Source organism: Deinococcus sp. QL22 (assembly GCF_023370075.1).
Taxonomy (GTDB): Bacteria; Deinococcota; Deinococci; order Deinococcales; family Deinococcaceae; genus Deinococcus.
The window spans coordinates 62,084-86,481 of sequence record NZ_CP097156.1 but is presented as its reverse complement, the minus strand read 5'-3'; the positions used below and the strand labels follow the sequence as shown (position 1 = coordinate 86,481).

Sequence of the window (24,398 nt, the reverse complement as noted above, 5' to 3'; positions counted from 1 at the left end):
TGACCAAAAGGCGAACGCCCCAGTGCTGGAAACACTAGAGCGTCCGTACAACAAAGGGTTTTTAGCAGAGGCCCTTAACACCTGGCAGATCCCTTACGGGATTACGGCCTGCACCTATGTTAGCCGACATGGGCGCTAGGGTCAACGTATCCAGAGCGTTGATCTACCCCCTGTGAAGGGAGGCCCTCAATTTTCGGCCCTGAGGACACCACAGTGAGCACCAAGCGAGACACGTTCAAAGTCGAAGACAGCCGGGATGATCTCCCCTTTCAAATCCACTGGGAATTGGATGACGCCCCCCTCAGTGTCTGGGCTTTCCGGGTGTACGCCCACCTGGTTCGCCGCGCAGGAAAAAACGGGGAAATCTTCCCGTCGTATCAAAGTATCGGCGAGGCCTGCTTTCGGGCCACAAACGGCCCTGAGGCCAGCCCGTTAACCTTGCGCAACAAGGCCATGCTTGCCATGAAGGAACTGGTCACCGCGGGTTTGGTTATTAAACAGAACCGCAGCAAAAAGGGCATGAAAGAGCACGACACCAATGTCTACACCCTGACCCCTCGCCGCCAGTGGTTGGATGAGCTCAAAGCACGACGCGCCTCACTTGAAGAGGCAACTGAAGCGGCTCAAGTGCAGCGGCAAGCTGACGCAAAGGCGGCAAAAGGTGGCACGCCCACCGTGCTACCTAGCACGCCCACCGTGCTACCTAGCACGCCCACCGTGCTACCCCCTAGCACGCCCAGCGTGCCACCTAGCACGCCCAGCGTGCCCAAAGTTACTTCAACTGAAGTTCTTCAATCTTTTGAAGTTAATTCAATTGAAGCACCATCGCAGGAGCCGGAAAGCCCGCTCATCAGTTCACCGATCAGCGATGCCGCTGCTGCCTTTTCGCCTAACGGCTCCAACACCACCCCGGCAGAGCATTCAAACCCGGAAGGCGGCGATGACCTGCCCGAGTTCTTTACAGGTTCCTCTCAGGAGCAAGGCAAGCCAGAGAATGGCACCACGTCATCTGAAACTGTTCCGGCGGGCGGCCCGGCGCCGAAATACGCGATTCTGGGACTGGCGGCCATTCCTCGCACTGTGTTGAATGCTCGCCCTGCCCGTGATCCCGAGCGCATGCCCCAACTCCGCGCCCTACTCAGTGCCAGCCATAAGAGCCGTCTGCCTCATCTGATGGCTCAGCTCGCTACCGCCACCCAGACGGGCGGCCTCCCACGTGACCTGCTTACCCGCCTGACCGATGAGGAACTGACGCTGGCTTCGGCGGCGGCCAAGCTGGATGCGGGCAACCCAGGTGGGTTCGCCAAATTCAGCACCCTGGCGCTCGACCGACTGATCGGTGCGCCGATCACGCAGGCCATTATCGAGGGCGCAGCATTCAGCGTCCCCGCGCCTCAGGGCCGCGCCTACGACGTGAAGAACGAACCCGCCCGCGCTTCTGTTGAGCAACCCGCTGAACCTGTTGAAGCTGCGCCCCGCGTGGATTTTTCCAAATATCTCGGCCTCTGGGAGCTGAGGGCCAACCCGAATCAGGTGGTCGATGTGGTGGAAGTCCAGGAGCGCCCCGGCAGCACGCCGCTGCTGCATCTCAAGACCGAAGACACCCTGAGCGTCACGGACATCACCCTGAAGTACCGCCGCCCCGCTTACGCTGCCGATTAACCCCACATGCCCGCTCTGGCCCGCGCCAAGGCGGGCAGAGGACGCGCCCATGCCCAAACGCAAGATGAAAATTCCCACCTATCAGCAAACGCATCCGCCTGAACTCGCGACTATTGAAGCCCTAGAAACCGCAGGCCTGCAACCCGCCGAGGGCCAACTGGTGGCCGCCCTGTTCCGCTTTAGGGGGCCGAATATGGAGCGCACCTCGGCGTTGTACGCCACAGCCGATGCGGTGCCGTTCAAGGTCAAGGAACCCAAATGACCCTGCCCGTGCACGAGCGGATTCCGGACGGCCTCAACCACCGCACCGGCCTGAAGAATTTAGGCGTGGTGCCGGTGGGTCAACCGGTAGCCAAGTATCGGTATCGCACCCGGAAGGGGTATCTGACCTGCGAGCTGTACGACGTGACGCAGGTGCGGCCAGTCGATCCCATGCGGGTGGCCGCAGGTCTCCAGGCCACCGAGACCCGGAAGTTGGCAGAGAAAGCCCGCCGACAGGCTGCATGCGCCCAGGCTGAACAGGACGCCCTGAAGATGTACCAGCACGCGGTGGATCGCGCGGTCAAGCGCTTCCGGTTCTGGCATGACGACCCTCAGACCGGGTACCTGGACACCGAGACGACTGGCCTCTCCGGACAGGTGATTGAGGTTGCCCTGGTGGACCGGCACGGGCACATGCAGTTTCACAGTCTCGTCCGGCCCACGATTCCGGTGGAGCCAGAGGCGCAGGCCGTGCATGACCTGAGTGACGCGGAGCTCGCGGATGCCCCCAGCTGGACAGAGGTGGCCCAGCAGCTGCGGCCCTGGCTGGACGGACGGCGGATTGTCGCCTTCAACGCCGACTTTGATCAGGCCCGCCTGAAGACCTCGGACGAGGCGCATGGGCTGCCTCCGCAGGACAACCCGCCCATATGGCGTTGCGCGATGGAAGCGTTTGGCCCGCTGCACGGCGATTGGTCGGACTATCACGGGGACTGGCGCTGGGCGTCGCTGCTCGGAGCGTGCCGTCAGATGGGTGTCCCTCCGGAAGCGGCCACCCACCGGGCACTCGGCGGCGCGCAGGCCCTGGCTCGCCTGGTGAGTGCAGTGGCTACCCGTGAGTGGCCTGTATTGACCGTGGCTGACGTGCCGAAAGATTTCGTGGAATGGCCGGAATGACGGAGGGCGTGGATCTCAGCAAGCTCAGACTTTCGGCGAAGGATCTGAGGGTCACTCAGAAGCGGGCAGAACCTGATTTTGTGTCGGAGCTTGACCACCTGTCCTTGCCTTCCCCGGAGTTCATTGACCTTGACGGCAGTTTTGAAGTAACAGGGGAACCGGGTGCAGTGCAGGCGTTGCTGTCGTTGCTTCAGGCCTTTTACCTTCAGAGGGTGTTCCGTAGATTTGAGGTTGTACTGATGCGGCCCCAGATGTCGATCATTATCGAGTGGCCGTATGAGGCAGCTCATTTCGAGAGTTACCGGGTGTACGTCAGTGCCTCGGTGTTGCCTGGTCACGTCACCCTGAGCCCGCTGATTCGGGCGCTCTCGCCGTCCGCCCAAGCGTTGCCCCCTTCCCGCCGCGCCTGACGTTCTCATGAACCGTCGAAAACTCGGCTTTGACTCAAGCAATGCGTCGTCTTGAGTGAAGCGTTGCAACAGAATTCAAGACCCTGACTGGATAGGATGGAAAGCATGCGAGAACTTGCCGGTGAATTTCGCGTTGGACGCCTGACGCCTCCTGAACAAAAAATTACCCTGACGAATGCCGATCTGTCGCCAGAAGATTTGGCGGCGTTGCTCAAGGCCAGCAGGGAGGACGCAAAGGTGTTGTTGAAAACGGAAGCCGGACGATGGCTGTTTCTGGTGGTGGAGTCCAGCCACAAAGTCCGTCCCTCTGGTTCTAGTTATCATTTCTCGCTAATCAGTTCAGGAAATCCTGGTGCTTAAACACTCCTAACAATCCATCCGTTTCACCCCTGCCCGCCTTGGCCCCCTGCCTCGGCGGGCTGCCCATTGCCGTGAAGGAGTGCCTGTGTCCAAAGCGATAGAAGCCCGAATCGAAGCTGAGCTGGACGCCCTGCCGCCCCAGTTTGAGGCGTTGGTGAAGAAATTGACGCCCTACCACGATGAAATTGGCGCCGCGCCTGTGCTGCTGCTCATGGAGCTGACCGTGCACCTGACGCGGATGCTCGCCGTTGCCAAGGTCGCGCTCACAGAGGCTGAGTACGCCGAGTTTCAGAAGATGTTCGGGAGCAAGGCCCCGGACGCGGCGCTCGATCCTTTTTTTGCGGCCCGTGACGCCCAGCTCACGGCCAGTCGCGCCCGCTTCCGAATCGAGCAGCATCTCAACAGTCTGTCTCAAGGCGGCCTGGAACAGTTGGCGAGTGCTTTGGCTGAGGGAGGCCGCCTCATGGGTGTGGTGCGGCGATGACCACCCTGCGCGAATTCAATGCCGCTATGCAGGGTCTAGTGGACGCGCCCCTGTCTCAGTTGAATGCCCAGCTTGATCAGTTTCTGGACGACTTGACCCGGCGCATTACCGTGCACCGCTTGCGGGCCAGCCTGCCCATTATTCTTGCGCCCAGGCCCCCACTCAGCCTGCGCCAGCGCCGCCGACTGAAGCGGATCATTCTGCGTGAACTGCGGCAACAGTGCCGGGTACGGCGATGAAGCCAGGCCCCAGCTTCGACTCGTTTGAGGCGTTACGCATCCGCCCCCGTGAGCACCTGGACTCCATTGAGCCCCGCTCCTACGCTCGTTTGCAGTTCAAGCGCGCTACGTTCGTTATTCTGCGCGAACCTGATTTTCAGGCGCTAGAGCGGGCCAGTGACTTCGGGCACTTGGAGCGGGCGGTGCAGGTGCTCGAAGCGGCGCTGGGCGTGCTGACCGATAGCCCCGACACCAGGTTGGTGATGTTGACCGCGCAGGCCGTGCGCCGAGAACTGAACGGGCTGCACTTCCATGCCGGGGACGCGGGGCAAGGCATTCAAGAGGCTTCCTCATGACCGATCTCCGGCCCCAGAAAGACGGGGAGCAGGTGACCTTTACGGTGCCTCAACTTCCTGATGGCTACAACGAGGCGTTGGGCTTCATGCCGGGGCGCTACAGCGGAGTTGCGTTAATGCGCTCCCACTGGTGCTTGGTGCGCGGCACCGTCTGGTACGTGCAGGGGCCGGGTGGGAAAGAGCTTCATATCGGGGACGCTGACCCCAAATACGACCTAAGAAGGGTGATTCCATGACCGACACCTGTGAACACTGCGGCCTAGAGCGTCAGCCTGCCCATTTCGGTGACCCGCGTGGATGTGCCTTCAAAGACGAGACCTTCAGCGGCAACAACTGGAACTGCGGCCTGGTGAGTTCAATCCGCCGCGCCTTCTCTGACGGCGACGGACGGGAGTCGCTGCACTACCGCAACGACGACATCAGTACTTACGGGGCGCTGGTGGTGGCCGTCCCTGAATACGACGAGTTCTATGGGTTTGGCTACGGCCTCTCTGGTCTGCTGGTGGGCAGTTGGTACAAAGAGCGGGGCCGGGTGGACGACCTGAAATGGGCGTTCCGGTCACATGGGCACGGCGATGAGACCCTGACCCGCACCGAGGCAATCCGAATCGCGGCGTGGCTGCGGGAGCGTGAGGAAGAGCCCGCCCCAATCATCTGGCCATCGGCTGCGGACAAGTCCACCGAGCAAGCTCCAGCGCTTGGGGCCCTTCGGAAGGGCACGCCAGTGTATTTCTCTTCCTCCGCTCTGAAGATCAGCCCGGTCTTTTTCACGGCTGATCGTCACGCCCGCCCTGTCTTCCTCCCCCATCCGGCCCTGAGTCTCACCAAAGAGGCCCCTGAACCCCAGCCTGCGCCGGGCAAAAAGCCCAAGCGCCGTTTTCCCATTCCCCGATAGGAGGTCTGCATGACTGACACCACTGAGTGTCCCCCAGAGACCATCTACAAATACGTTCTGCGCCCAGTGGGGCACACCACAGCGTTGACCCTGCCTACGGGTGCCGTGCCCGTCCTGGTGGGCGAGCAGGGCGGCGTCGCCTGCCTGTGGGTGCGCCACGCCCAGTTTCAACCCTTTGACACCGAAATGCGCGTGTTCCGCATGGCGGGCACCGGAGACACCCTGCTGGCCCATGAGCGGCACGTCGGCAGCTTTCAGAGTGGCCCCTACGTCTGGCACGTCGTGGAAGTGCTGACCTCCAAAGACTCTGAGCCGCCCTCTGCGCGTGCCCAGGCCATCTCGGCGGCACTAGCGAAAGGAGGAATTCTCCGCATCACGCCGGAGCAGGCGCAGGTGGCGCTGGACTGGAGACAGGATGACTGACTGGAGAGAGGGCCTGACCGAGCAGGAAGTCGCGGTCATCGAAACGCAGGCGGGGGGCATGGCGGCAGCAGGGTACCCCTACCGGCCAGAAGCCCTGGCGAACATCGTGCGGAACGCGAAGTTCGATCAGATGGTCAAGCAGGATCAGCACCAGCAGGCCAGGTACAACCGGCAGGGGCATCCGGCCCTCCGCAAAGGCGGGCGGCGATGAGCCCTGAACTCGTGGAAACGTTTGAATTCATTTCTACCACAGAACTCGAAGCCCTCCGGAAACAGGTGACAGAGCTGCAGCGCGATCTTGCAGGGCAAAGACGTGCACGGAGCCATGACGGACTGGACACGCACTTCGCTACGGCAGCACTACGCGTCCGGAGCACCGAGCGGCGGTACTGGCCCATCAACAGCGTCCACTGGGCTGGGACTTACCCAGGCAAACGGAACGTCACCACTGCTGACCGGTCCTCCCAGCGGAATTTCGGACTTCGTGCAGGCCTGCGAGCGGCAAGGCATGCTCAGCCTGGTCAGCGCTGGAAAGAATTCCTCAGCCACTTCGGGTGGAGCTTCGGGCGCCGAGGCGGTTTAGCCCACTGGTACGGCGTCAGCGTCGGCCTGTCCATCTACCGCTTCCGGATCGGGCTGGGCCAGTCAGCCGAGCTGGAGGCGTTCGAAAAGCGAGAGCGGGCCCGCATTGCACAAGGGCACGAAGAACTCAGGAAGCAGCTGTGAAGCCCCTCCCCCACTCCGCCCTTGTCACCGTCACCGGCTGGGCCACGCCTGGTCCCATCGGCATCATTGTTGGAGGTCTGAGCATTCGCACCCGCTGGGAACTGACCGGCCCGCAGCGGGTGACGGTTCGAGCTTACCCACGCACCCGGCCAGACGGCACGCTGCGCGAGTTGTTTGCTCTACGCCGAAACGTCAAGCCTGCCCGTGTCCCCAACGGCTCCAGCGTTCGTGTGACCGGACAGCTGCTCAAGCTTGACCGGGGTGAAGGGGTAATTCGCGTCAAGGTTTGCCCTGCGGTGTCAGACGACAAACCGTTCGTGATCGCACTCCAAGCCGCAGGCGCGGTGCTGGATCTCGATCCCGTCACCTTCCACGTCCGCGTGACTGGACGGGTGCTGGGCGTCGCCGGCGGCGTGCTGCTGGCTGAAGCGGTGGAGGCCGTCTATGCTCCCGTGCCCGCCAAGTGGCACCGCTGGCGGCCCAAGCGGGCCAAGATTGTGCCCTGGCCGCCGGAGGTGGAATGGGTCTGCCCTGAACCGGGAAAGATGCTGTTTCCCCTCTATGCCGCTCCACGCCCGACAGCCGCGCCCCCCGGTCTCTCCCTGATTGACCTCCTGACCCACCACCGCGAGCGGTTGAACGAACACGGCCCAGACCACAACCATTTGCCCGGACTGGTGGCGGCGCTGGAGACGCAGCGCCAATCCACTCCAGAGGAGCCCAAGTGATCGCCTTCCTGCGCCGCCTCTTCTGCCGTCCGGTCAAGCCCCGCCCCCATCCCACGTCCCGCCCCCATCCCACGTCCCGCCCGGTCGCTATGGACGACATCCTGCGGGGCTTCGGGTGTGACCTGTGACCGCGCTCCTGCCGCCCCTGATCTCCCGCAGCGCGCTGCTGCCTCAGCCCGACGACCTGTTGGAAGCCGAGCGGGCGGCCATCTGCAAAAAGCTCCGGTACTTGGCCTCACAGGACTTGCCTGTGCTGCCCGCCCACCACGTAGGGCGCCCAGTACTACGAATATCGGTGCTGCCCCTGACGCCGGAACAACACGCCGCCCTGACCGCCCTGCTGACCCACCTGCACGACTTACCGGTACCGAGCTTGGCCGGGCACGAGCGGGCCTTTCTGGACGCGTTTGGAGGCATGCCTTGAACCCCAATAATCTGGCCTTGCTGATTATTTTCCTGTTGTTTGTCGGCTACGGGGTACTGATCTACGCCCTGGCCCGCCCAGAGCGCCCCGCCGCCTCCCACCGGCTGAATCCCCAGCAGTTCGCCGCGCTCGAAATCACCAAGGCAGCCCTCAGAAACTACGGGCTGACGGCCCTGAAGCCCGAGTACGTCGAGCAGGCCAAACGCGCCGCCGCACTGATCGTCGAGGAGTCGAATTGACCCCCACGCCCGAACTGCGCCGCATCCACCTGCACCTGCCCCGCGTGCGCCTGATGAGCGTGAACGAAATGCTGCGCACGAACGAACACGCCCGCGCCAAAAGCCGAGACCACCTCTGCGGCAAGCTGGCCTATGAACTGGCGAAGACCGGCCAGCGCCCTGCCACGCCGTTGCGCTACGTGGAAATCGACGTGGTGCTCTGGACGCCGTATCCCTTCGATGTGGATTCCAAGGTCGGCGCCTGCAAATTTCTGCTGGATTCGCTGACCCGCCCCAAATCCAATCTCGAACTGGTGCGTCAGGCCCAGCGCCAGAAGCGCGGCCTGTTCATCCCCCTGGGCGTGATCCATGACGACACAGATGGGGAGTTCGGCCTGGGCGGCTGTGTGCGCCGCCTCACCGTCGTGCAGGAGATGGCGCAGTCCCACTCGCTCACTTTGACCCTTCAGGAGGTTTTGCCGTGACTGTGACTCCCTCTCCCCGCTATACCTACCGCCCCGCTGAGGGTGGCGGCACCCGCGTCATGGAAGTCTTCGACACCCAGCAGCGGGCGACCATCCTCGCGGTGTACGAGAGTTACCACAACCGCAGAGGCCTGATTCTGCCCGACGCCGACACGCTCGCCACCGACCTCTGCGCCCGCCTGAACGCCGAGCATGACCAGGCGGTGGAGGCCGAGCGCCTCAACTCCGAGCTGCTGGACGGCCTTGCGGAACAGCTGGAGGGCAAAACGCCTGCTGAGCTACAAGCCATCCAGCAGAAACTGACGGCGCTGCTCTCGCTTCCGGAGGCCCCCTGATGGCCCGCCGCACCCTGGCCCTGCTGGAAAGCTGGATCAAAGACGCCCAGCACTTCGTCCCCTGGCACCATTGCCAGATCTGGGCCAAGGCCTTGCGCCGGGGGCAGACGCTCACCCTGACCGATCAGGCCACCCTCCTGAACACGGTGACCCGCATGGGCGCGGCCCTGAACGGTGAACCGGTGCGCCCGATCCTACTGGTTCCGCCGATTCCTGAAGTCCCGCCTCCAGTGGCCGCGCCGCATGACCCGGTGGATCTGGATGATCTGCTGGCCCGTGCCCGCCCGCATCCGGAGTGGGAGGGCCTCATCGCCTTCCCCCACTGGCTGGGCAACGACGCCATGCGCCCCTACGAGCCGCCGTATCTCGGACTGAGATTGCGCGTGCCGCTGGAGCTCTACCGCGTTCACCTCGCGCCGCACCGGGCCGCCTTGCTGCGCGGCCACGTCACCTTGCTGGGTCACCCCTACGTGCTCTTAAGCACCAGCCTGACGCTTAACCCACCCGGTGCAGGCCTGCCCATGTTGGCCGACCGCGCCATGAACTGGGAACTGAAGCCGCTCGCCCTCTGGACAGGCCCGCTGCTGGGCGTGTGGCTGCCCGATGCCCCCTGACCCGCCCCATCCGGCCTCGCTGAACTGTCCGGCTTGCGGGGTGGTTCTGCACGTCAGCACCCGGACATCTGAAGGCGAGATCGCCAAGTGCTTCTCATGTAAAACGCCCCTTGCCTATTCTCCAAATTCGCCGTGCCTGACAGTCTTTTTCGCCCCCGCCCCTTCCAGTCTTTTCGAAAAGACTGAGTTTTCGGAGGACACTTGACCCCACGTCTGCCCCTCGTGATCCCTGATCTGCACGGCTGCTCGGACTTGCTGACCGCCACAACAACGCAATACCCAGACCGTCAATTTATTTTCCTCGGCGATTACCTTGATCGAGGCCCGGACGCGCCCGGTGTCCTCCGGCAGGTGCGTGAACTCGTGGATGCGGGCCGCGCGGAAGCCCTGTGGGGCAACCACGACGCGATGTTCGTGCACGCGATGCTGGAGATGGACGGCAAGCCCCGCCCAATTGAGCATGCCGTGGTCGCCCTCTGGGATTTCACCATCCTCTCCCAGTGGCCCTCTCTTGAAGCTGCCTATGCCGACGCCCGCTGGATGCGCGACCACCTCACGCACTGGACGCGGGTAGGGCACGTCTACCTCTCTCATGCCGCGCCGCACCTGTTGGAAGGGTATTGGGGCAACGCACCTGACCACCTCTGGAAGCGGCCCGACCAGTGCCGACAGGAAGGCCGCGCCCCACTCCCCTCCGGCTGCACCCTCGCCGTGCACGGCCACACGCCCACACCCACGCTGCACCCGGACGGCCTCGCGCTGCCCACCCGCCTTGACTGGCCGGATCAGACCCAGAGCCTGTACCTCGACTGCGCCGCCTTCCACACCGGGCAGCTCGCAGTGCTCGATCTGGACACGCTCCTCGTCACCCTGCTAGAACTTGCCCCGCCTGCCCCTGCCTCGTCATGATCCCTTTGCCCCCACAGGAGCCGCCGCTGACCCCCACTGACCCTTCCCAGACCGGCCCCTTCCTCACGCCCGAAGAGTTCCAGGCCACCTACCACGCCCGGCCCGCGACGCTCCCCGCCGAGCGGCGTGCCCGTGCCCACGCCCTGAACGTGTGGGCCGATGACACCTTGCCTGACCTGCGCCGTGCCCGCCGGGAAGTGGTGGCCCTGATGTGGGCGGCCCGGTCTGACGGCGATACGGCCACCCGCGCCGAGGTACGTGTGCCCTACGAGAGACTGCTCGCCCGCGAGACCAAAGAGCGCCAGCGCCAGGCCGCCCTCCAGAAGTCCCGCCGCAAGCTCGTCAGGCAGATGTGGAAGGCCCGCCGGGCAGGAGAGACCTGCACGTTCACGGAGGCCAAGCGTTCGTATGACCGGGTCTGCCGCCGTCAGCGCACTCCTGGACGCCTGCCCCTCGCCGAGGAAGCTGCCCGCCGCCCGCTCTCGCGCACCCCGCCTGCTCAGCAACTTCGCCTGGCCCAGCAGCGCGTGGCTGCCGACGCCGGGCGCATCCCCGCCGAAACCTTCGCTCAGACCCGCCGCGAGCGTGACCGCACCCTCATCGCCGCCAATGCACTCGCGCACGCCCTGTGGGGGATCCATCAGGGCCACCGCTCGTGGACACCGCTCGGGGTCAAACCCTCTACGGCCCAAGCCACCGCGCCGCAGGAACAGCGCACCAACGGCACGTTCCCCAGCCCCGAACGCCTAGAGCTGCAGGTGCCGGGTGAGGCTATGGAACTCCACCTCTACCGCGCCGAGTACGACGCCCTGCTGGAGTCGTGGGGCTGGGGAAGACTGGTGAAAGCCGAAAGCCTGTCCGCCCGCCTGAAACTGGGGGCAGGCAGTGAAGCTCGCCGCGACGTGGACGCGCTCTACGACCTCGCGCTATCCGCCGCTGGCCACCCCAATCTGGCGCTGAGTTGGCACGGCTATGTAACGAGGGCATTTTTGGGGGACGTGTTCACGCCCCATTCCAGCGGCACCATGCAACTCGCCTCCCGGCGCAGCGGCGACCTGCGGGAAGCGGTACTGGCGATCTACGCGCTGTGCCGCCTGACCGGAGTGTGAGAGAATTGGTCTTGTGTGAGAATTGCCGGTTGACATTCTGCAACGAAACGGGTTAACTATAAAAAGATACCGGTAGTGTAGTGCGCCCCCCTAAAATCTTTTTTTCTGCCTGCGAGGTGATGATGAGAGCCTACATCGGGGCTTTGCCAGAAACACCTGAGGAACGGCTGGAGCGGTTGGAAAGCTCACCCGTTGCCTTCAAGCCTCTCGATCTCAGCCATATCGCGCCAGAAGTTTTTCAAGAGGTGCCGCCCGTCAATCAGAAGTTGCCTGTCGCCACCCGCGTTGGCGCAGACGGCACCCAGGAGCGCCGCTGCCGCTCTTGTGGGGAGTATCTGCCGGAAGACAAGTACTTCTTCCATGTTGCCCACCGCAACCCCGAACGCCTGTCTCATACGTGTCGGGATTGCCAAGTCCTGTTGCATGAGGGCAGGCGCAGAGCATCGAGCAACTTGACCAGGGCGCGGCGGGTAGGCCAGGACATGACCCACTTGCCTGAGATCCCTGCCGCGTTGTTCAAGCAGCAGCAAGGGCGTTGTTATTACTGCGGGTTGTCGTTCGATGTCTTCTACAACGGTTACTACGACCTAGAACATAAAATTCCATTGTCACGGGGCGGAACGAACGAGCATGACAATCTGGTGCTGAGCTGCCGCCCGTGCAATTTTGATAAGAAGAATCGCACGCCGGACGAATGGCGTGCCCCCACTTACCAACCTTAGCCTGACCAACAAAGAAGTGTGCTTGCAGCCTATGCAGCACACTTCTTTCTTTTTGTCTTGAGTTCACGCCCACCTCTGGAGGTTCACCATGCCCAAGACCCGCGCCAAGTTCTTCTGCAGTTCCGTCACCTTGCACTCCAGCGACCCTTCTCACGGCAAATCGGTCAAGCTGCACCCGGTCAACAGCGGCTCTGAAGAGAACAAAGAATTTTGGAAATACACGCCTGCGGGCGAGATCACCATGACCATTTCCAACCCGGACGCGGCCAAGATGTTTGAGCCGGGCAAGGAGTTCTACGTCGATTTCACTCCTGCCGAATAATTCCACTGGCTTACGTGCGCCCTTCGGGGCGTTTTTTGTTGCCCCCTCAACCCCAGGAGCCTGCCATGCCCGACACCAAACATCCCTTCGAGTACCAGCCCCCCACGCCAGAGCAGGTTCAGCAGATCGAAACCGTGCGGACGGCCCTGAAGCAGGTGCACGACACGATTGTCGAGACGTTGCCGCCCAGCCGTGAACGTTCGCTCGCCATCACCAAGCTGGAAGAAACCAGCATGTGGGTGAACAAGGCCGTCGTCTTCAGTTAATCCGAGCGCACCACGCGGAACTTGGCCCCATTTCCCATGCTCATGACGCTGATGGTGCCTTGGATGCTGAATTCCGGGCCGATGATCTGCACGGGCTCATGCTTCGTGCTGGCGTCGGTGAGGGCTTTGACCTCGTCGGAGGCGCTTCCCATGGGGTAATCCACCCAGGCGAAGCTTTCCATACTGCGGTACATCTTGCCGTCTTCAATGCGGATAACAGGAACAGGCATGGGGCATTTGAGCATGCCAAGCCACTTGGCAGAGGAGAACCATGAGTCATTGCCCGCATTGTTGGCACGGTACAGGGATTGTCCTCACGAGTATCCCCCCGCAATACCCCCAGATTTGCTGCCATTGCGGAGAGAGGCGGGTATTTCGTGAAACCACCCCTGCTGAGCACCTGCACGGTGCTTATGCCCCTGAGAAACAGGTGGGGCGTCAGGGCTTGCAGGGGCATCAGACAGACAATGATGGCGGCCCCGGCTGGCCTTACAACACCTAATCCCGCTGGAGAGTCTGCGCCAGCCCCCGCGCCCACCGACTGACGCGGCCAAAGACAGGCGACACTCACGTGCTGAAACCTCGGGCGTGCTCGCAGGTGTGAGGGAAGAAAGATGCCCACGGCAACGCCCCGAAGAGCACGACGGGCGAGATACAGGGCTGACGCTGCCCAGTGCGCGGGTGCAAGTCCCGCCGTTGTCTCCTCTTCAAAGACATTTTCCTGGCAGTCGCTCGCTAGACTTCCTGCATCCCAAACAATTCGAGTTGTGCCCGCCGACTGTGGCGGGTTTTTTTTGTGCTGCAAATCCACCCGCTGGAGGTGTCCCCACTTGACCCATGCCGAGATCGCGTCCCGTTGCCCCCTCACCACCGCCACTGTGGGGAAGATCGCCACTCACCTAAAGGGCCTGACCCACGCCGAGAGCCTGCGCCTAATCGAACTCGCCCGCCTAGGCCTGAGCGAGCGCGGGCTGATCGAACGTTTAGAGCAAGACCGCACCAAGCACGGCTGACCTGTGCGTGTGCACCGACTGAGGAGGTGATGCCCCGTGACCGAAAAGAAAAAAGCAGATGCCAGCAAGTCGGCGCGGGGATCATCCTCCAAAGCCAAAGGCAACATCGGTAAGAAGTCTGAAGACCGCGCCATTCCCCTCACTCCGGAACACACCCGCTTCCAGGAAGCGCTGCGGGCCTGCACCGTGATGGAACGCAAACTGGTGCTCGGCATCCTCAGTGGACATAACAACACCCAGGCGGCCATTGCGGCGGGCTACAGCGCCAAAAGTGCGCCGGAACAGGCGTCCACGATCCTAACAAGACAAAGGGTCAAAGATGCGCTCGAAGCTGGATATGAGGCGGCGGGCATCAGCTCGTCCCGTACCCTGGCCTTTATCGCGGCCTTGGCGAACTTCGACCGTTCCCAGATCACCACCGTGGTCCGGCAACGCACCGTCGACCATATCGAGCGTCCGGCTCACGAGGTGGCTGGCGAGGTTAAACGGGAACTTGACATCGTGCGCTCAGCGGTCGAAGACCTGAAGGTGGAAAAGGCCAGCGACGCCGAACTCAAGCCGCTTGAACAGCGCCTCAGCCGCCTGCGTCTGCGCCTGATGGACCTGGAGATTCTGCTGGACCGTGACCCCGATGCCTTCACCATCGTGGAAGTCGAAACCCTGCAAGACATTCCCCTGATCGACCTGAAAAAAGCCCACGCGCTGGGCCTCTCCCGCTTTATCAAGAACGTCAAACGCGACAAGTACGGCTATCAGGTCGAACTGCACGACTTCCTGGACGGCGTCGACCGCGCCGCCAAGGTGCACGGCCTCTACAAAGAAACGCTCAGCGTGCAGAATCCCGACGGCACACCACTGGAGCAGGTGCGTGGGGCCGGGCCGGAAGACATGGCCAAGCTGCTACTGGCCTATGACCAGCTCCGGAGTGGATCATGACTGCCGCCACGTGGATGCCCACCCGCCCAGCGTCGGCCTTCCCGGTGTTCACCGACATCGACCAGGCCATTGACGTCACGCTGGGTTGGCACCGCCAGCAGCGCCAGCTGGAAATCCTGCAAGAGGTCAAGCGCCGAATTGAACTCCTCAACCGGATCGCTCACGACCCGGCCATGCAGGCGGCCACCATCGCGGCCTGCATCCGGGATCCCATCGCCTTCATCAACGACTGGTGCTGGACGTATGACCCGCGCAACCTCGCCATTGGTCTGCCGGGCAATGTGCCGCTGGTGCTGCGGCCCCGGCAGGTGGAATTCGTGCTGTGGTGTGAGGCCCGCGTGGAAGGGCGCGAGTCCGGCCTGATCGAGAAGAGCCGGGACGAGGGAGCCACCTGGGTCTACGTGGCCCGTGCTGTCCGCCGCTGGCTCTGGTGGGACGGCTGGAAGGTCGGCATCGGCAGCCGCAAGGTCGATTTCGTGGACAAACGCGGCGTGCTCGACTCCATCTTCGAAAAGGCCCGCTTCATCATTCGCTTCCTGCCTGCTTTCATGCTGCCCAAGGGCTTTGCCGAGAGCGAGCACATGCCCTTTATGCGGATCCAGAATCCGGCCAATGGCGCGACAATCACGGGGGAAGGCGGCGACGACATCGGGCGCGGAGGGCGCTCCACCGAGTACCTGGTTGACGAACACGCCAACATCGAGCGGCCCATGCTGGTGGAAAACGCCCTCAGCCAGAACGTGGAAACCGTGTTCTACCTCTCCACGCCGCGTGGTCGAGGCAACCTGTTCGCGCAGAAGCGCTTCGGCGGGCGCATCAAGGTCTTCACCTTCTTCTGGAAGGACAACCCCGACAAGAATTTCACCGCCCAGTTGCGGGTCAATGACGGGTCAGGCGAGAGGCTGGTCACCATCTATCCCTGGTACGAGGGTCAGAAGCGGCGCAAGGATCTCAAGGCCGTCACGATGGCACAGGAAATCGACATCGATTACGACGCCTCGGTGGAAGGCATCCTGATTCCCAAACAGTATGTGGACGCGGCCTTCGAGCTAGACCTGCCCGGCAACGGCCAGCGCAGCGGGGGACTAGATGTCAGTGATGGGGGAGCCGACAGAAGCGTGTACACCGGGCGCGACGGCCCCCGCGTCACCCGCCATGAGGACGTGACCGGCACGGCGGCCCACCCAGTGGATACCCGCGTGCACGACCTCGCCCTGCGGGACGGTCTCCAGCACCTGCATTACGACCGCCTGGGCGTCGGCGCCAGCATCACGGCCACCCTGGTGCGCCGCAGCCTCGCGGGCGAAGTGCCTTACGCGGTACAGGGCATCGCCAACAGTGAACGGGCCAGTGAAACCCTCTACGAGGACGCGCCCGACACGCCCGCCCACCAGCGCTTTGCCAATTACGCCACCGAACTCTGGTGGCGGCTCTTCTTGCGGTTCAAGGCCAGCTATGAGGTGTTGCATAACATCGCGCACCACGAACCGGAAGATTGCATCAGCCTGACTGCCCTGCGTGGTACGGAAGAAGAACAGACCTTGCGTCAACAACTGACGCAGCCCACCACCCGCCGCATCGGGCAATCCGACCGGCTCCTGATCGACAAGCGCGGCGGCGACCGCAACGCGCCCAGTCCGGATCATGCCGAGAGCCTGATGTACGCCTTCGCTATCACGCCGCCGGCTGAACCCACCAAAGCGGTCGGCAGTGCGGGCGACTTCGTGGGCCTGATGCAGACCATGAACAACCTGCTCAAAGGGAGGTGATCCACCATCGGCATACGAGATTGGCTTGGCAATGCGTGGCGCTTCCTGAATGCGCCCATTCACGTCGGCAGTGGCCCTGTCACCATCCACCCCAGAGAACACCGGGAGGGAGCCACCACCCTCGCCAGCGGAGCCCTCCTGGGTTTACGTGCAGGCAACCGGCAGAAAGGGGAGATGGGCGGCGAACGCCTCTCCCGCGATCCAGACGACCATGACAGCTGGCTGGGCTACATGCACAAGGCCTACGCGGGCTACCCCAACGATGACCGCAAACGCCTGACCGACATCCTGCGCGGCCTTGCCCAGCGTGACGAGGACGTGGCTGGGACTCACGGCGACTACCTCGCCATCGTTAATCCCGGACACAGTCTGGAATTTGTCGGCGGCGCACGGGCCGTCAAACTGGCCCGGCAGGAGCTTGACCTGCTGCTAGGGCGGCTGTATCCGGAAGGCGGCGGCGTTGATGGGTTGATCAACAACCAGATCGGCGAACTGCTCTTCTCTCCGGCCAGCTCCCTGGAGTGGGTGCCCACGCCGGGGCGGGATGGCGTCGCCAGTGTGGCGATTGTGCCCGCCGAGGACATCGCCTGTGTCCGCGATTCGGCCAGTGGCGCCATTCGGCATGAACAGGTGGGGGTGGGCGTCGAAGGCATTCAGCTTGATCCACTGACCTACTGTTACGCGCCACTCAGCACTGCAGGAGCCAGTCCCTATGGTGTGCCGATGTTCCTGGCCGCCCTAGAGAGTCTGGAGCGCAAGCGCCGGCTGACCGCGGCCACTGACCGTGTGATTGACCTGATGCGCCAGGTCGCGGTGGTGGCCGCTGAGATTCCCATGCCCACCCCCAAAGACCTGGGCGTCGCCAGTGAGTCCGATCCCCTGTTCGAGCAACGCAAACAGCAGTGGTTCGAAACAGCGCTCAGTCTGATCATCGACCGGGCTGAAACGGGCCTGTTCGTCGGCCCCAGCGGCACCAAGTTCAGCGTGACCAACGTGACGCACAGCCTGCAGGGGATTCCCGACGTCACCAAGGAGAACAGCCGCCGGGTGTTTAGTGCGCTGGGCACCACCTCCTTCCTGCGCGGGCAGATGGATGGAGCGACTGAGGCCCTGGCCCGCGTGGTCTACCCGATGGTGGAGGCGCGGGCCACCAACATTCAGGCCGTGATTGCCCGCCAGATCGAGTTCGGTCTGAACCTGCACCTGCGCCTCAAGGGCATACCTGCCACGGTGTACGTGCGCTTCGGCGCGGCGCAGTCCGGCTTCGCGTCTGTGGATGCGGAGACCGAACAGACCCGCATGAAAACGGTGGAAATCGGGAAGAAGGTCTTTGGTCGCGCCTTCGCTCGACGCGCCGCCGACACCTTCGATCTCGGCGACGCGGAAGACGCGCAGGCCCCGCCGTGGGCCGAGCGCTGGGATGAGGGTGCCAACGGCCCGGTTCCCGAGGCCAGCACCCTCAATCCAGCCACCCGCACGGCGCATGGCGAACCGCTGACCCGTATGGCGTTCGCCTATGACCGCCGCACGCGCACCTACCACCAGACCGGGCTGAAGGAGGTGAGAGAAGCGCCCGATCTGCCTGCCGCCTGAGCCCGCCGCCTCTCCCAAGTTCCACAGGAGTCCGATGTGACCAAGATTCGCAGTCCAGCCCGGTTTCAGGGCGTCACCACGCTCCTCGCGGGGAGCCCCTGGGCCATCCGGGAACGCGACCACCGTGAACTGGTGGCGACGTTCAACCGTTACCTGTCTTCGGACGTCACAGAAGAGACGCTGAAGACCCTCAAGACCGAGCGCGACAATCGCGCCGCCCAGCAGGGTGATGCCCAGGCCTCGGCCCCCGGTGTGGCGGTCATCGGCATTTACGGCACCATCGTGCCCCGTGGCAGCCTGATGGCCGAATACTGCGGGGCCACCGACCCCCACACGTTGGCCGACCGCGTTTCTGCTGCAGCGGACGACCCTAGCATTCATTCCATCGTGCTCGACATCATGAGCGGCGGCGGCGCAGTGACCGGAATCCGGGTGGCGGAGGAAGCCATTCGGCGGGCCAGAGACGTCAAACCCGTGATTGCTGTCGCCAACACGGTCATGTGCAGCGCGGCCCTCTGGCTCGGTGCTCAGGCCTCTGAACTGGTAGCCGCACCAGGGGCCGAAATCGGCTCCATTGGCGTGATCGGTACTCACGTGGATGAGTCGGTGGCCATCGACAACATGGGTCTGAAAGTCACCTATGTGCGTTCCAACCCCGGCAAAGCGCTGGGACAACCCACCGAGGCCATGGACGGCCCGGCGCTGGAGCAGTGGCAGAGCGAGGTTGACCGCATTCAGGCCGACTTCGTGGCGGCAGTTGCTGCGGGCCGCTCCATGACAGTGGCGGCTGTGGGTGCCCTCGCCAACGGCAACGTCTGGTTCGGGCAGGAAGCGGTGGATGTGGGCTTGGCCGACCGGGTGGCGACCCTGGGCGACGTGCTCCGTGAGCAGCAATCTGCCGCCGCCCGTGAGCCTGCCCGAACCGCCCGCCGCGCCCAGTCGCCGCGCATGCTCGAAGCCACGACGCAACTGCGCCTGGCCGAGCAGCGTGTGCGCGTCTCCCTCACCCCCGAAGCTGCTGCTGAAGAGCATGCCGCCCTCAACCAGCTTGAAGCGGAGCTGCAGTCCGCCGCGCCCTACGCGGACGCTGATCTCAGTCACGACCTCGCCCAGCTCACGCAGCGCCTCACCGCCACCCGTGCCCGCATTCAGGTTTCCGCCCCTTCCCCGGAGGTTTCCCCCATGAAGATCACCCTCAAAGACCGCAGCGGCGCGGCACACGAGTTCGACGCCGCCGATACCGCCGCCATTCAGGCCTTTCTCGCCGAGCAGGACCGCCTCGCGGTGGCTGCAGGCCGTCAGCAGGAGCGCGAGAGCACTGCCTCTGCGTTGGGCCTGGAGCCCAAAGACATGGGTGCAGACAGCCTGAGCCGCCTCGCCGCACAGGCGAAAGACGGTGACGCTTACCGCACCGAGCTGCTCTCCGAGATTGAAGCGCTGGCCCTCGCAGTGACCGGTGATGAGACCAAAGCCGCCCGCGTGCGCAAGGCCAACAGCGCCCTTGACACGGACATGTTGAAAGAAGTGGCCCACGGCTACCGCGATCAGCGTGATGCCTTGGTCCCCAATGGCCGCCAGAGCAAAGAGCCGGACCTCAATCCTGCCCCTCCTGTCGAGGCCCAGACCACGGCGCGTCGGCCCAAGCCTGTCCGCTGGTAAGGGCCCAGTTCGTTGATCCTCGGCCCTCCGTCCTCTCTTGCCCCAGGAGGCATTCATGAGCACTATTGTTGCTGGCATCAACCTGAACGACACCACGTCGTTCCCCACCCTCGTTATCGCTGCCGGAGCCGTCGTTGGTGACGCTGTGGCCTACACCGCTGAAGGCACCGTTGGACGCGGCGCAGACGGCGATCCCTTGTTCGGCAAGGTCCAGAACATCGAGAGCGACCGCAAGGGCCTGGTCAACACCATCGGCAGCGGCGCCCAGACCCTGACCGCGCAAGCTGCCGTGCCCCTTGGCCCTCAAAACCTCGTGGTGGACGGTGCAGGTGGCGTGAAAGTCGGCGCTGCTGGCACCCGCGTGCACGTGTACAAGTACGACGCGGTCACCAAAGCCCTGTTCATCCGTCTCTAAGTCCGGTTCTCGCCGCGCCCACTGTCTGCCCACCGCAGGCCGGGGCGCTTCTCTTTGCCCCATGTCCCCAGGAGGACTTCCATGAGCTACAAAATTGCCAAGCGCACTGACCTTGCCGACAAAGGTCTCTATCAGGACGCCAAAGCTGCAGGCGTCAACCTCGCCGATTACATGCAGATCCAGGCCGATGAGGGCAAGATCAGCGAGGAGTTCTACAACCCCGACGACTCCACCCCGGCCTTTAAGCAGGTGCTGGGCAGCCTCGGCGTGGACCCCAAAGGCCGCGACGCAGCCCGTCCAGTGGAAGACGTTTTTATGCAGGACCCCAGCAAGCGTGTGCTGTTCCCCGAGTACATCGCCACCCGCTACCGCGACCTGTCGCGCCCCATGCGCAATGAACTGACCGTGGAAGACCTGGTAACGACCATCACCCCTGTCCGCAGCGGTGCGTACACCTACGGCGTGATCACCGAAGAGCACGACGCCGGGGCCAACCTGAGCCGCGTGGCAGAAGCTGCTGAATTCCCGACCATCACTGTGCAGATGGGCGAGCAATCGATCCGCCTGCTGAAGTACGGTGGCAAGCTGAAAGTGAGCTATGAGGTCATCCGCCGCTCCAGCGTGAGCGTGATGGACCGTTGGATTGGTGCGGTGGTGCGGCGCGCCCTTAGGAACAAGGTGAACGCCGCCCTGGCCGTGGTTCTCAACGGCGACGGCAACAACGGTGCGGCTCCCAACCTTGATGTGGCAGGCCCCGGCTACACGGTGGCGGACATTGTGGAGCTGTCTCTGTTGGCCGGTGATTACGGTGCAGACCCCACCATCCTGGCAGGCGACCGCACCGAATTGGGCAAGCTGCTGACCCTGCCCATATTCACGGGCACGGACAGCACCACGGCGAGCGACTTCCGCGAGACCGGCCGCTGGCCCGCCGCGTTCGGCATGATGCCCAAGCGTGCGCCGAAAGGCAGCCTGCTGGACGGTGCGGCCAAACTGTTGGCCCTGGACCCTGAAATGGGCCTGGAAATGGCCTTCGATCCCAGCATGGACCTGGTGGAGAACGACAAGATCATTGAGCGCCAGATCGAGTTCATCACCTTCAGCGAAATGATCGGCTTCGGCAAGCCTGAACTGGGCGTTGGCGTCACCGCACACCGCTCGAGCTAAGGCCCACCGCCTCCCTTGCGTCGTCCCTGATGTCTGGGGGACGGCGCGTGCTGTGAAGGAGTTTCCATGGCCACCCGTGCCGAGAATGCCAAGGCGATTCAGACCGCCCTTAGCCTGCAGATCGATACCGAAAAACCCGACCCCAAAGCCGCGCAGCTCGAAGGCTGGGCCACCCGCCTCACCACTGAACGTGATGCGGTGCAAAAAGAAATCCTGACTTGGCAGGTGCAGCAGGCCCTGGACGTGGAAGTCACCGATCCGGGCGTGACAACTGAGCAGCTCCAGGGCTGGCTGGCCCGCGCCGAGACTGAGCGCGACGCGGTGCTCGGTGAAATTCAGAGCGCTTCTACGCCCACGCCTGCGGCTGACCTGCCCACGCCGCTTGCCGACGGTCTGCCCACCGTGACCGTTCGCGTTGTGGGCCGCACTGCCAGTTATGGCGGCGCTTACACCGATCCCGAAAGCAAGAAGAGCCTCGGCGTGGAGCCGGTCACCGTGCCGCTCACGGGGTTCGTGCAGTCCTTGCTCGACAGCGGCACACTCGTCGAGGCGGAGTAAGCCGTGGCGCTGGCCGTCTCGCCAGATCAGGTCACTGAGCTGATCCCAGGGGCGCCGGAGCCAGAGGACGCACATGTCACGCTGGCCCTGATTTGGGCGCGGGGTGAGCTGGCGCGTCGGCAGGTGGTGGCGGACACCTTGACGGGGGATGCCCTGATGGCAGCCCGGACAGCAGTGGCGGCCAAAGCGCTGGCCTACCGGGCGGGCCTAGGGGGCACGCTGACGTTGCTAAGCGGCAGCACCGGCGGCGGGCTGAAAGCCATTAAGCTGCCCGGACTGGAGCTGAGCCTCACGCCTGCTTCGGACAGTCACGGTTCCTCGGTGCTGGCGGCGGGTGACCTCGATGCTTTTGCCGCCGCCCTGCTGCTGCTCGCGGTTCCAGTGGGCGGGTTTGCCTTCGCCTTCCCTGGGGCCGCTCGGTGACCCTGCTGGACTCGGCCTACGAATCGGTGCTGGCTGCCCGGCCTTACGTGGACGAGGCGCTTAGCAGTCCCTTTGCCCAGACTGTGACGGTCACGCGCTTCACGGGCCAGAGTGTGCAGGTGCGTGCCCTGATCGGACAGGAAGAGGACGGCACCACCGTCGCCCCTGATCCCGACGAGCCAGGGTTCACTTCGCGTTCGACCACCCTTGTGTTGGCGCATACGCCGCTCGCTCAAACGCCCGGCTTCACGGTCGCGGCGGCAGGTGGACGGGTGTTCGTGCCCGTGGCTGAGCCGCTCAATCCGGGCGGGCTGGACTGGGTGACGGTCGTGCGCGGTGCGCCGCTGATCGAGCGCACCCGTGTCGATCAGCTCTCTTTTCAGACCGCTGGCCCGCTGGTCGCTGATGCACGCGGCAACCAGCGCCCTGGCCCCGGCGTGCCCATCAACGTGGCTGTGCGCCTCACCGCGACTACCGACCCCCGCATCCGCGAAACGGTGGGGGCAGACGCGGCCGAAGTTGCCCTGATTGGGCGCTGGGGCAGCCTGACCGCACCAACGGCCAGGCCTCCAGGCGTGGTGTGGGGCAGTTCCAGCCCCCTCACGTTGGATGGCCAGCCCGGCACCCTGACCGTACAGCTCGCCTTTCCCGACGCCGATCTCTGGCGAGAAGCGCAGTTCGGCGGACGCTTTTTAAGTCTGTGGAGGACACGATGAAGACCCCTATTCCTGAAGCGCTCAAACGGGTCATGGTGACCGAGGACGCAGCGCAAGAGGCTGCGGCCCAGATTGCGGTGGACTATACCGGCGGCGCGAACCTCGCCACCCTGACCATCAACCCTGATCTCGTGCCACCCGAAGCCCTGGAAGGCTACCGCGTCCGCGCCGCCATCCAGGCCGCACTGGAGCCGCTGCGGAAGTACAACCGCGCGGTGACCCGGCGCTACGGCAGCTACGACCATGAGCAGGCCCTCTTCAAGTCCGGCATTGAGCAGGCCGCCCGCGAGATCGAGCAGCTTGTGCACCTCACGCCCACAGGGGAGGCCGTTCCGGAACTGGCTGAAGTGGCTAAGGCTGCCGCTGTTCAGGACGCTCTTTTGGCAGATGACTTCCCGGAAGTCGAAGGCCTGCGTTCGATTGGCCTGCGCACCCTCCAGGCTGTGCGCGACGCCACCGACGCGGAACTGCGCGAAGCCCCCGGCGTGGGCGTCAAGCGGCTGGAGGCCATCCGCGCCGCGCTGGAATAGGCCGTGGGGAGCGTCCGAGTGACTGTGGATTTAGGGGCCTTCGACCGCAAAGTGGGTCTCGCCTTCCGCCGCACCGTGCGGGACGTGGAGGTGGCCGCCCGCGCCGCTCACGATGAGGTGATCTGGGGTTGGAGCGGCTCTACCCGGCGGGAGAATGGTTCCACGGCCAGCAGCCCCCGCAATGTGGTCGATCTGGGCACCCTGCGCAACAGTCAGCAACCGGCGGTCTACGCGGGCCTGAGCGCCCGCGTGGTGTGGACGGCAGAGCACGCCGCCGCCACCTACCTGGGTGCGGTCTTCCGCAAGCGGGCCTACTCCCTCCCGGCCCGCAACGTGCCGCGCTACGCCCTCCAGAAAGTCAACCTGGTGGCCAGCTTTGACCGCCACCTGCGGGCGCTCCGGTGAATTCTGCCCTGATCGCCGAACGGGTGCGGGTGGCGTTCGTCGAAGCTGGGGTCGTGCTGGGTGTGGCCACCTTCCCCGGTGGTCAAACTGCTGACGGCCTCACCGTGGGCGACTGGCCAGAGGGCACCACCGTCACGGGCCTTGAAGTGATCATCTCCGCCAACCCCCGGCAACGGGTTGTCCCCGCGTTTGCCTTCCTCGGCTTCCAGACCTCGTTTCCCATTCGCCTCGTGAACCAGAGCGGACAAGAAGACCTCGAAGCGGCGGTCAACGCCATTGCTGAGGCCTTCTGGCCGCTGGCTGACGATCCGGCGCTGCTCGAAGAGAGCCGCGATTACCCCGAACAGGTGACGCTCGCTGTCACCGCCGACTAATCCCCAGGAGGGACTC

General features: G+C 64.0%; 39 protein-coding genes. 38 read left to right on the top strand and 1 reads right to left on the bottom strand.

The features are described 5' to 3' along the window. Window positions 1-213 precede the first annotated feature (213 nt). From M1R55_RS29415 to M1R55_RS29300, 25 genes are all read left to right on the top strand, one after another. Window positions 214-1,662: a helix-turn-helix domain-containing protein gene (locus M1R55_RS29415; RefSeq protein ID WP_249396670.1), complete on the top strand. Its 1,449-nt coding sequence runs from the start codon at window positions 214-216 to the stop codon at window positions 1,660-1,662. 49 nt (window positions 1,663-1,711) lie between these two features. Continuing rightward, window positions 1,712-1,924 (top strand): hypothetical protein, encoded by a 213-nt coding sequence (locus M1R55_RS29410; protein ID WP_249396669.1) that lies wholly within the window; start codon window positions 1,712-1,714, stop codon window positions 1,922-1,924. After that, the gene (locus tag M1R55_RS29405; protein ID WP_249396668.1) at window positions 1,921-2,820 is read left to right on the top strand and encodes a 3'-5' exonuclease; all 900 of its coding nucleotides are present in this window, start codon (window positions 1,921-1,923) and stop codon (window positions 2,818-2,820) included. Before M1R55_RS29410 ends, M1R55_RS29405 begins: the two co-directional genes overlap by 4 nt. An 80-nt stretch (window positions 2,821-2,900) precedes the next feature. Beyond that, the gene (locus M1R55_RS29400; protein ID WP_249396667.1) at window positions 2,901-3,230 is read left to right on the top strand and encodes a hypothetical protein; all 330 of its coding nucleotides are present in this window, start codon (window positions 2,901-2,903) and stop codon (window positions 3,228-3,230) included. Between the two features lie 105 nt (window positions 3,231-3,335). Then, complete coding sequence (locus M1R55_RS29395; RefSeq protein WP_249396666.1) at window positions 3,336-3,590, top strand: hypothetical protein; 255 nt, start codon at window positions 3,336-3,338, stop codon at window positions 3,588-3,590. A gap of 85 nt (window positions 3,591-3,675) precedes the next feature. Continuing rightward, the gene (locus M1R55_RS29390; RefSeq protein WP_249396665.1) at window positions 3,676-4,074 is read left to right on the top strand and encodes a hypothetical protein; all 399 of its coding nucleotides are present in this window, start codon (window positions 3,676-3,678) and stop codon (window positions 4,072-4,074) included. Further along, the gene (locus M1R55_RS29385) at window positions 4,071-4,313 is read left to right on the top strand and encodes a hypothetical protein (RefSeq protein ID WP_249396664.1); all 243 of its coding nucleotides are present in this window, start codon (window positions 4,071-4,073) and stop codon (window positions 4,311-4,313) included. Before M1R55_RS29390 ends, M1R55_RS29385 begins: the two co-directional genes overlap by 4 nt. Further along, window positions 4,310-4,648, top strand: a complete 339-nt coding sequence (locus tag M1R55_RS29380) for a hypothetical protein (protein ID WP_249396663.1) — start codon at window positions 4,310-4,312, stop codon at window positions 4,646-4,648. Before M1R55_RS29385 ends, M1R55_RS29380 begins: the two co-directional genes overlap by 4 nt. Next, the gene (locus tag M1R55_RS29375) at window positions 4,645-4,884 is read left to right on the top strand and encodes a hypothetical protein (protein WP_249396662.1); all 240 of its coding nucleotides are present in this window, start codon (window positions 4,645-4,647) and stop codon (window positions 4,882-4,884) included. Before M1R55_RS29380 ends, M1R55_RS29375 begins: the two co-directional genes overlap by 4 nt. Continuing rightward, a complete protein-coding gene (locus M1R55_RS29370; RefSeq protein WP_249396661.1) occupies window positions 4,881-5,543 on the top strand; it encodes a hypothetical protein in 663 nt (220 codons plus the stop codon). The genes M1R55_RS29375 and M1R55_RS29370 overlap by 4 nt, the downstream gene beginning before the upstream one ends. 9 nt (window positions 5,544-5,552) lie before the next feature. Then, window positions 5,553-5,966 carry a hypothetical protein gene (locus M1R55_RS29365; protein WP_249396660.1) on the top strand — a complete coding sequence of 138 codons (414 nt, stop codon included), beginning with the start codon at window positions 5,553-5,555 and terminating at the stop codon, window positions 5,964-5,966. Beyond that, window positions 5,959-6,177: a hypothetical protein gene (locus M1R55_RS29360; protein ID WP_249396659.1), complete on the top strand. Its 219-nt coding sequence runs from the start codon at window positions 5,959-5,961 to the stop codon at window positions 6,175-6,177. The genes M1R55_RS29365 and M1R55_RS29360 overlap by 8 nt, the downstream gene beginning before the upstream one ends. Beyond that, window positions 6,174-6,692 carry a hypothetical protein gene (locus tag M1R55_RS29355; RefSeq protein ID WP_249396658.1) on the top strand — a complete coding sequence of 173 codons (519 nt, stop codon included), beginning with the start codon at window positions 6,174-6,176 and terminating at the stop codon, window positions 6,690-6,692. The genes M1R55_RS29360 and M1R55_RS29355 overlap by 4 nt, the downstream gene beginning before the upstream one ends. Then, window positions 6,689-7,420, top strand: coding sequence for a hypothetical protein (locus tag M1R55_RS29350; protein WP_249396657.1), 732 nt, complete (start codon window positions 6,689-6,691; stop codon window positions 7,418-7,420). The genes M1R55_RS29355 and M1R55_RS29350 overlap by 4 nt, the downstream gene beginning before the upstream one ends. Next, the gene (locus M1R55_RS31945; RefSeq protein WP_256566081.1) at window positions 7,417-7,548 is read left to right on the top strand and encodes a hypothetical protein; all 132 of its coding nucleotides are present in this window, start codon (window positions 7,417-7,419) and stop codon (window positions 7,546-7,548) included. The genes M1R55_RS29350 and M1R55_RS31945 overlap by 4 nt, the downstream gene beginning before the upstream one ends. Then, the gene (locus tag M1R55_RS29345; RefSeq protein WP_249396656.1) at window positions 7,545-7,844 is read left to right on the top strand and encodes a hypothetical protein; all 300 of its coding nucleotides are present in this window, start codon (window positions 7,545-7,547) and stop codon (window positions 7,842-7,844) included. The genes M1R55_RS31945 and M1R55_RS29345 overlap by 4 nt, the downstream gene beginning before the upstream one ends. Beyond that, window positions 7,841-8,083: a hypothetical protein gene (locus M1R55_RS29340; protein ID WP_249396655.1), complete on the top strand. Its 243-nt coding sequence runs from the start codon at window positions 7,841-7,843 to the stop codon at window positions 8,081-8,083. Before M1R55_RS29345 ends, M1R55_RS29340 begins: the two co-directional genes overlap by 4 nt. Next, window positions 8,080-8,547, top strand: coding sequence for a hypothetical protein (locus M1R55_RS29335; protein ID WP_249396654.1), 468 nt, complete (start codon window positions 8,080-8,082; stop codon window positions 8,545-8,547). Before M1R55_RS29340 ends, M1R55_RS29335 begins: the two co-directional genes overlap by 4 nt. Further along, window positions 8,544-8,882, top strand: coding sequence for a hypothetical protein (locus M1R55_RS29330; protein WP_249396653.1), 339 nt, complete (start codon window positions 8,544-8,546; stop codon window positions 8,880-8,882). Before M1R55_RS29335 ends, M1R55_RS29330 begins: the two co-directional genes overlap by 4 nt. Further along, on the top strand, window positions 8,882-9,496 hold the full coding sequence (locus tag M1R55_RS29325; RefSeq protein WP_249396652.1) for a hypothetical protein: 615 nt from the start codon (window positions 8,882-8,884) through the stop codon (window positions 9,494-9,496). Before M1R55_RS29330 ends, M1R55_RS29325 begins: the two co-directional genes overlap by 1 nt. A 201-nt stretch (window positions 9,497-9,697) precedes the next feature. Continuing rightward, window positions 9,698-10,405: a metallophosphoesterase gene (locus tag M1R55_RS29320; RefSeq protein WP_249396651.1), complete on the top strand. Its 708-nt coding sequence runs from the start codon at window positions 9,698-9,700 to the stop codon at window positions 10,403-10,405. Beyond that, a complete protein-coding gene (locus M1R55_RS29315; RefSeq protein ID WP_249396650.1) occupies window positions 10,402-11,514 on the top strand; it encodes a hypothetical protein in 1,113 nt (370 codons plus the stop codon). Before M1R55_RS29320 ends, M1R55_RS29315 begins: the two co-directional genes overlap by 4 nt. A gap of 119 nt (window positions 11,515-11,633) precedes the next feature. Further along, complete coding sequence (locus M1R55_RS29310) at window positions 11,634-12,236, top strand: HNH endonuclease domain-containing protein (protein WP_249396649.1); 603 nt, start codon at window positions 11,634-11,636, stop codon at window positions 12,234-12,236. Between the two features lie 88 nt (window positions 12,237-12,324). Continuing rightward, window positions 12,325-12,558, top strand: coding sequence for a hypothetical protein (locus M1R55_RS29305; RefSeq protein WP_249396648.1), 234 nt, complete (start codon window positions 12,325-12,327; stop codon window positions 12,556-12,558). Window positions 12,559-12,623: 65 nt separating this feature from the next. Continuing rightward, on the top strand, window positions 12,624-12,824 hold the full coding sequence (locus M1R55_RS29300) for a hypothetical protein (protein WP_249396647.1): 201 nt from the start codon (window positions 12,624-12,626) through the stop codon (window positions 12,822-12,824). On the opposite strand, the gene M1R55_RS29295 is transcribed toward M1R55_RS29300, so the two are convergent. Beyond that, window positions 12,821-13,054 carry a hypothetical protein gene (locus tag M1R55_RS29295; protein ID WP_249396646.1) on the bottom strand — a complete coding sequence of 78 codons (234 nt, stop codon included), beginning with the start codon at window positions 13,052-13,054 and terminating at the stop codon, window positions 12,821-12,823. The two genes, M1R55_RS29300 and M1R55_RS29295, sit on opposite strands and share 4 nt — an antisense overlap. A gap of 600 nt (window positions 13,055-13,654) precedes the next feature. On the opposite strand from M1R55_RS29295, the gene M1R55_RS29290 reads away from it, so the two are divergent. The 13 genes from M1R55_RS29290 (at window position 13,655) to M1R55_RS29230 (ending at window position 24,382) form a co-directional block, all read left to right on the top strand. Next, the gene (locus M1R55_RS29290; protein WP_249396645.1) at window positions 13,655-13,837 is read left to right on the top strand and encodes a hypothetical protein; all 183 of its coding nucleotides are present in this window, start codon (window positions 13,655-13,657) and stop codon (window positions 13,835-13,837) included. 36 nt (window positions 13,838-13,873) lie between these two features. Continuing rightward, window positions 13,874-14,773 (top strand): terminase small subunit, encoded by a 900-nt coding sequence (locus M1R55_RS29285; protein ID WP_249396644.1) that lies wholly within the window; start codon window positions 13,874-13,876, stop codon window positions 14,771-14,773. Then, a complete protein-coding gene (locus M1R55_RS29280; protein WP_249396643.1) occupies window positions 14,770-16,542 on the top strand; it encodes a hypothetical protein in 1,773 nt (590 codons plus the stop codon). Before M1R55_RS29285 ends, M1R55_RS29280 begins: the two co-directional genes overlap by 4 nt. Window positions 16,543-16,716: 174 nt before the next feature. Further along, window positions 16,717-18,135, top strand: a complete 1,419-nt coding sequence (locus tag M1R55_RS29275) for a hypothetical protein (RefSeq protein ID WP_249396642.1) — start codon at window positions 16,717-16,719, stop codon at window positions 18,133-18,135. Between the two features lie 36 nt (window positions 18,136-18,171). Continuing rightward, window positions 18,172-19,794 (top strand): S49 family peptidase, encoded by a 1,623-nt coding sequence (locus M1R55_RS29270; RefSeq protein WP_249396641.1) that lies wholly within the window; start codon window positions 18,172-18,174, stop codon window positions 19,792-19,794. Window positions 19,795-19,849: 55 nt separating this feature from the next. Next, complete coding sequence (locus M1R55_RS29265) at window positions 19,850-20,209, top strand: hypothetical protein (protein WP_249396640.1); 360 nt, start codon at window positions 19,850-19,852, stop codon at window positions 20,207-20,209. Window positions 20,210-20,290: 81 nt separating this feature from the next. Continuing rightward, complete coding sequence (locus tag M1R55_RS29260) at window positions 20,291-21,376, top strand: phage major capsid protein (protein WP_249396639.1); 1,086 nt, start codon at window positions 20,291-20,293, stop codon at window positions 21,374-21,376. 66 nt (window positions 21,377-21,442) lie between these two features. After that, complete coding sequence (locus M1R55_RS29255; RefSeq protein ID WP_249396638.1) at window positions 21,443-21,934, top strand: hypothetical protein; 492 nt, start codon at window positions 21,443-21,445, stop codon at window positions 21,932-21,934. Window positions 21,935-21,937: 3 nt separating this feature from the next. Beyond that, a complete protein-coding gene (locus tag M1R55_RS29250; RefSeq protein WP_249396637.1) occupies window positions 21,938-22,357 on the top strand; it encodes a hypothetical protein in 420 nt (139 codons plus the stop codon). Beyond that, window positions 22,354-23,073 (top strand): hypothetical protein, encoded by a 720-nt coding sequence (locus tag M1R55_RS29245; RefSeq protein ID WP_249396636.1) that lies wholly within the window; start codon window positions 22,354-22,356, stop codon window positions 23,071-23,073. Before M1R55_RS29250 ends, M1R55_RS29245 begins: the two co-directional genes overlap by 4 nt. Continuing rightward, window positions 23,070-23,603, top strand: a complete 534-nt coding sequence (locus M1R55_RS29240; protein WP_249396635.1) for a hypothetical protein — start codon at window positions 23,070-23,072, stop codon at window positions 23,601-23,603. Before M1R55_RS29245 ends, M1R55_RS29240 begins: the two co-directional genes overlap by 4 nt. An 18-nt stretch (window positions 23,604-23,621) precedes the next feature. Then, entirely contained in the window at window positions 23,622-24,008 is a 387-nt protein-coding gene (locus M1R55_RS29235) for a hypothetical protein (RefSeq protein ID WP_249396634.1), read from the top strand. Further along, the gene (locus tag M1R55_RS29230; protein WP_249396633.1) at window positions 24,005-24,382 is read left to right on the top strand and encodes a hypothetical protein; all 378 of its coding nucleotides are present in this window, start codon (window positions 24,005-24,007) and stop codon (window positions 24,380-24,382) included. Before M1R55_RS29235 ends, M1R55_RS29230 begins: the two co-directional genes overlap by 4 nt. Window positions 24,383-24,398 lie beyond the last annotated feature (16 nt).

Coding starts and splice junctions, on each gene's coding strand:
- M1R55_RS29275 (WP_249396642.1), top strand. CDS start 16,717: ATGGGCGGCGAACGCCTCTCCCGCGATCCAGACGACCATGACAGCTGG.
- M1R55_RS29260 (WP_249396639.1), top strand. CDS start 20,291: ATGAGCTACAAAATTGCCAAGCGCACTGACCTTGCCGACAAAGGTCTC.
- M1R55_RS29315 (WP_249396650.1), top strand. CDS start 10,402: ATGATCCCTTTGCCCCCACAGGAGCCGCCGCTGACCCCCACTGACCCT.
- M1R55_RS29405 (WP_249396668.1), top strand. CDS start 1,921: ATGACCCTGCCCGTGCACGAGCGGATTCCGGACGGCCTCAACCACCGC.
- M1R55_RS29385 (WP_249396664.1), top strand. CDS start 4,071: ATGACCACCCTGCGCGAATTCAATGCCGCTATGCAGGGTCTAGTGGAC.
- M1R55_RS29255 (WP_249396638.1), top strand. CDS start 21,443: ATGGCCACCCGTGCCGAGAATGCCAAGGCGATTCAGACCGCCCTTAGC.
- M1R55_RS29310 (WP_249396649.1), top strand. CDS start 11,634: ATGATGAGAGCCTACATCGGGGCTTTGCCAGAAACACCTGAGGAACGG.
- M1R55_RS29295 (WP_249396646.1), bottom strand. CDS start 13,054: ATGCCTGTTCCTGTTATCCGCATTGAAGACGGCAAGATGTACCGCAGT.
- M1R55_RS29265 (WP_249396640.1), top strand. CDS start 19,850: ATGAGCACTATTGTTGCTGGCATCAACCTGAACGACACCACGTCGTTC.
- M1R55_RS29300 (WP_249396647.1), top strand. CDS start 12,624: ATGCCCGACACCAAACATCCCTTCGAGTACCAGCCCCCCACGCCAGAG.
- M1R55_RS29370 (WP_249396661.1), top strand. CDS start 4,881: ATGACCGACACCTGTGAACACTGCGGCCTAGAGCGTCAGCCTGCCCAT.
- M1R55_RS29325 (WP_249396652.1), top strand. CDS start 8,882: ATGGCCCGCCGCACCCTGGCCCTGCTGGAAAGCTGGATCAAAGACGCC.
- M1R55_RS29380 (WP_249396663.1), top strand. CDS start 4,310: ATGAAGCCAGGCCCCAGCTTCGACTCGTTTGAGGCGTTACGCATCCGC.
- M1R55_RS29410 (WP_249396669.1), top strand. CDS start 1,712: ATGCCCAAACGCAAGATGAAAATTCCCACCTATCAGCAAACGCATCCG.
- M1R55_RS29365 (WP_249396660.1), top strand. CDS start 5,553: ATGACTGACACCACTGAGTGTCCCCCAGAGACCATCTACAAATACGTT.
- M1R55_RS29375 (WP_249396662.1), top strand. CDS start 4,645: ATGACCGATCTCCGGCCCCAGAAAGACGGGGAGCAGGTGACCTTTACG.
- M1R55_RS29360 (WP_249396659.1), top strand. CDS start 5,959: ATGACTGACTGGAGAGAGGGCCTGACCGAGCAGGAAGTCGCGGTCATC.
- M1R55_RS29305 (WP_249396648.1), top strand. CDS start 12,325: ATGCCCAAGACCCGCGCCAAGTTCTTCTGCAGTTCCGTCACCTTGCAC.
- M1R55_RS29280 (WP_249396643.1), top strand. CDS start 14,770: ATGACTGCCGCCACGTGGATGCCCACCCGCCCAGCGTCGGCCTTCCCG.
- M1R55_RS29395 (WP_249396666.1), top strand. CDS start 3,336: ATGCGAGAACTTGCCGGTGAATTTCGCGTTGGACGCCTGACGCCTCCT.
- M1R55_RS29355 (WP_249396658.1), top strand. CDS start 6,174: ATGAGCCCTGAACTCGTGGAAACGTTTGAATTCATTTCTACCACAGAA.
- M1R55_RS29240 (WP_249396635.1), top strand. CDS start 23,070: ATGAAGACCCCTATTCCTGAAGCGCTCAAACGGGTCATGGTGACCGAG.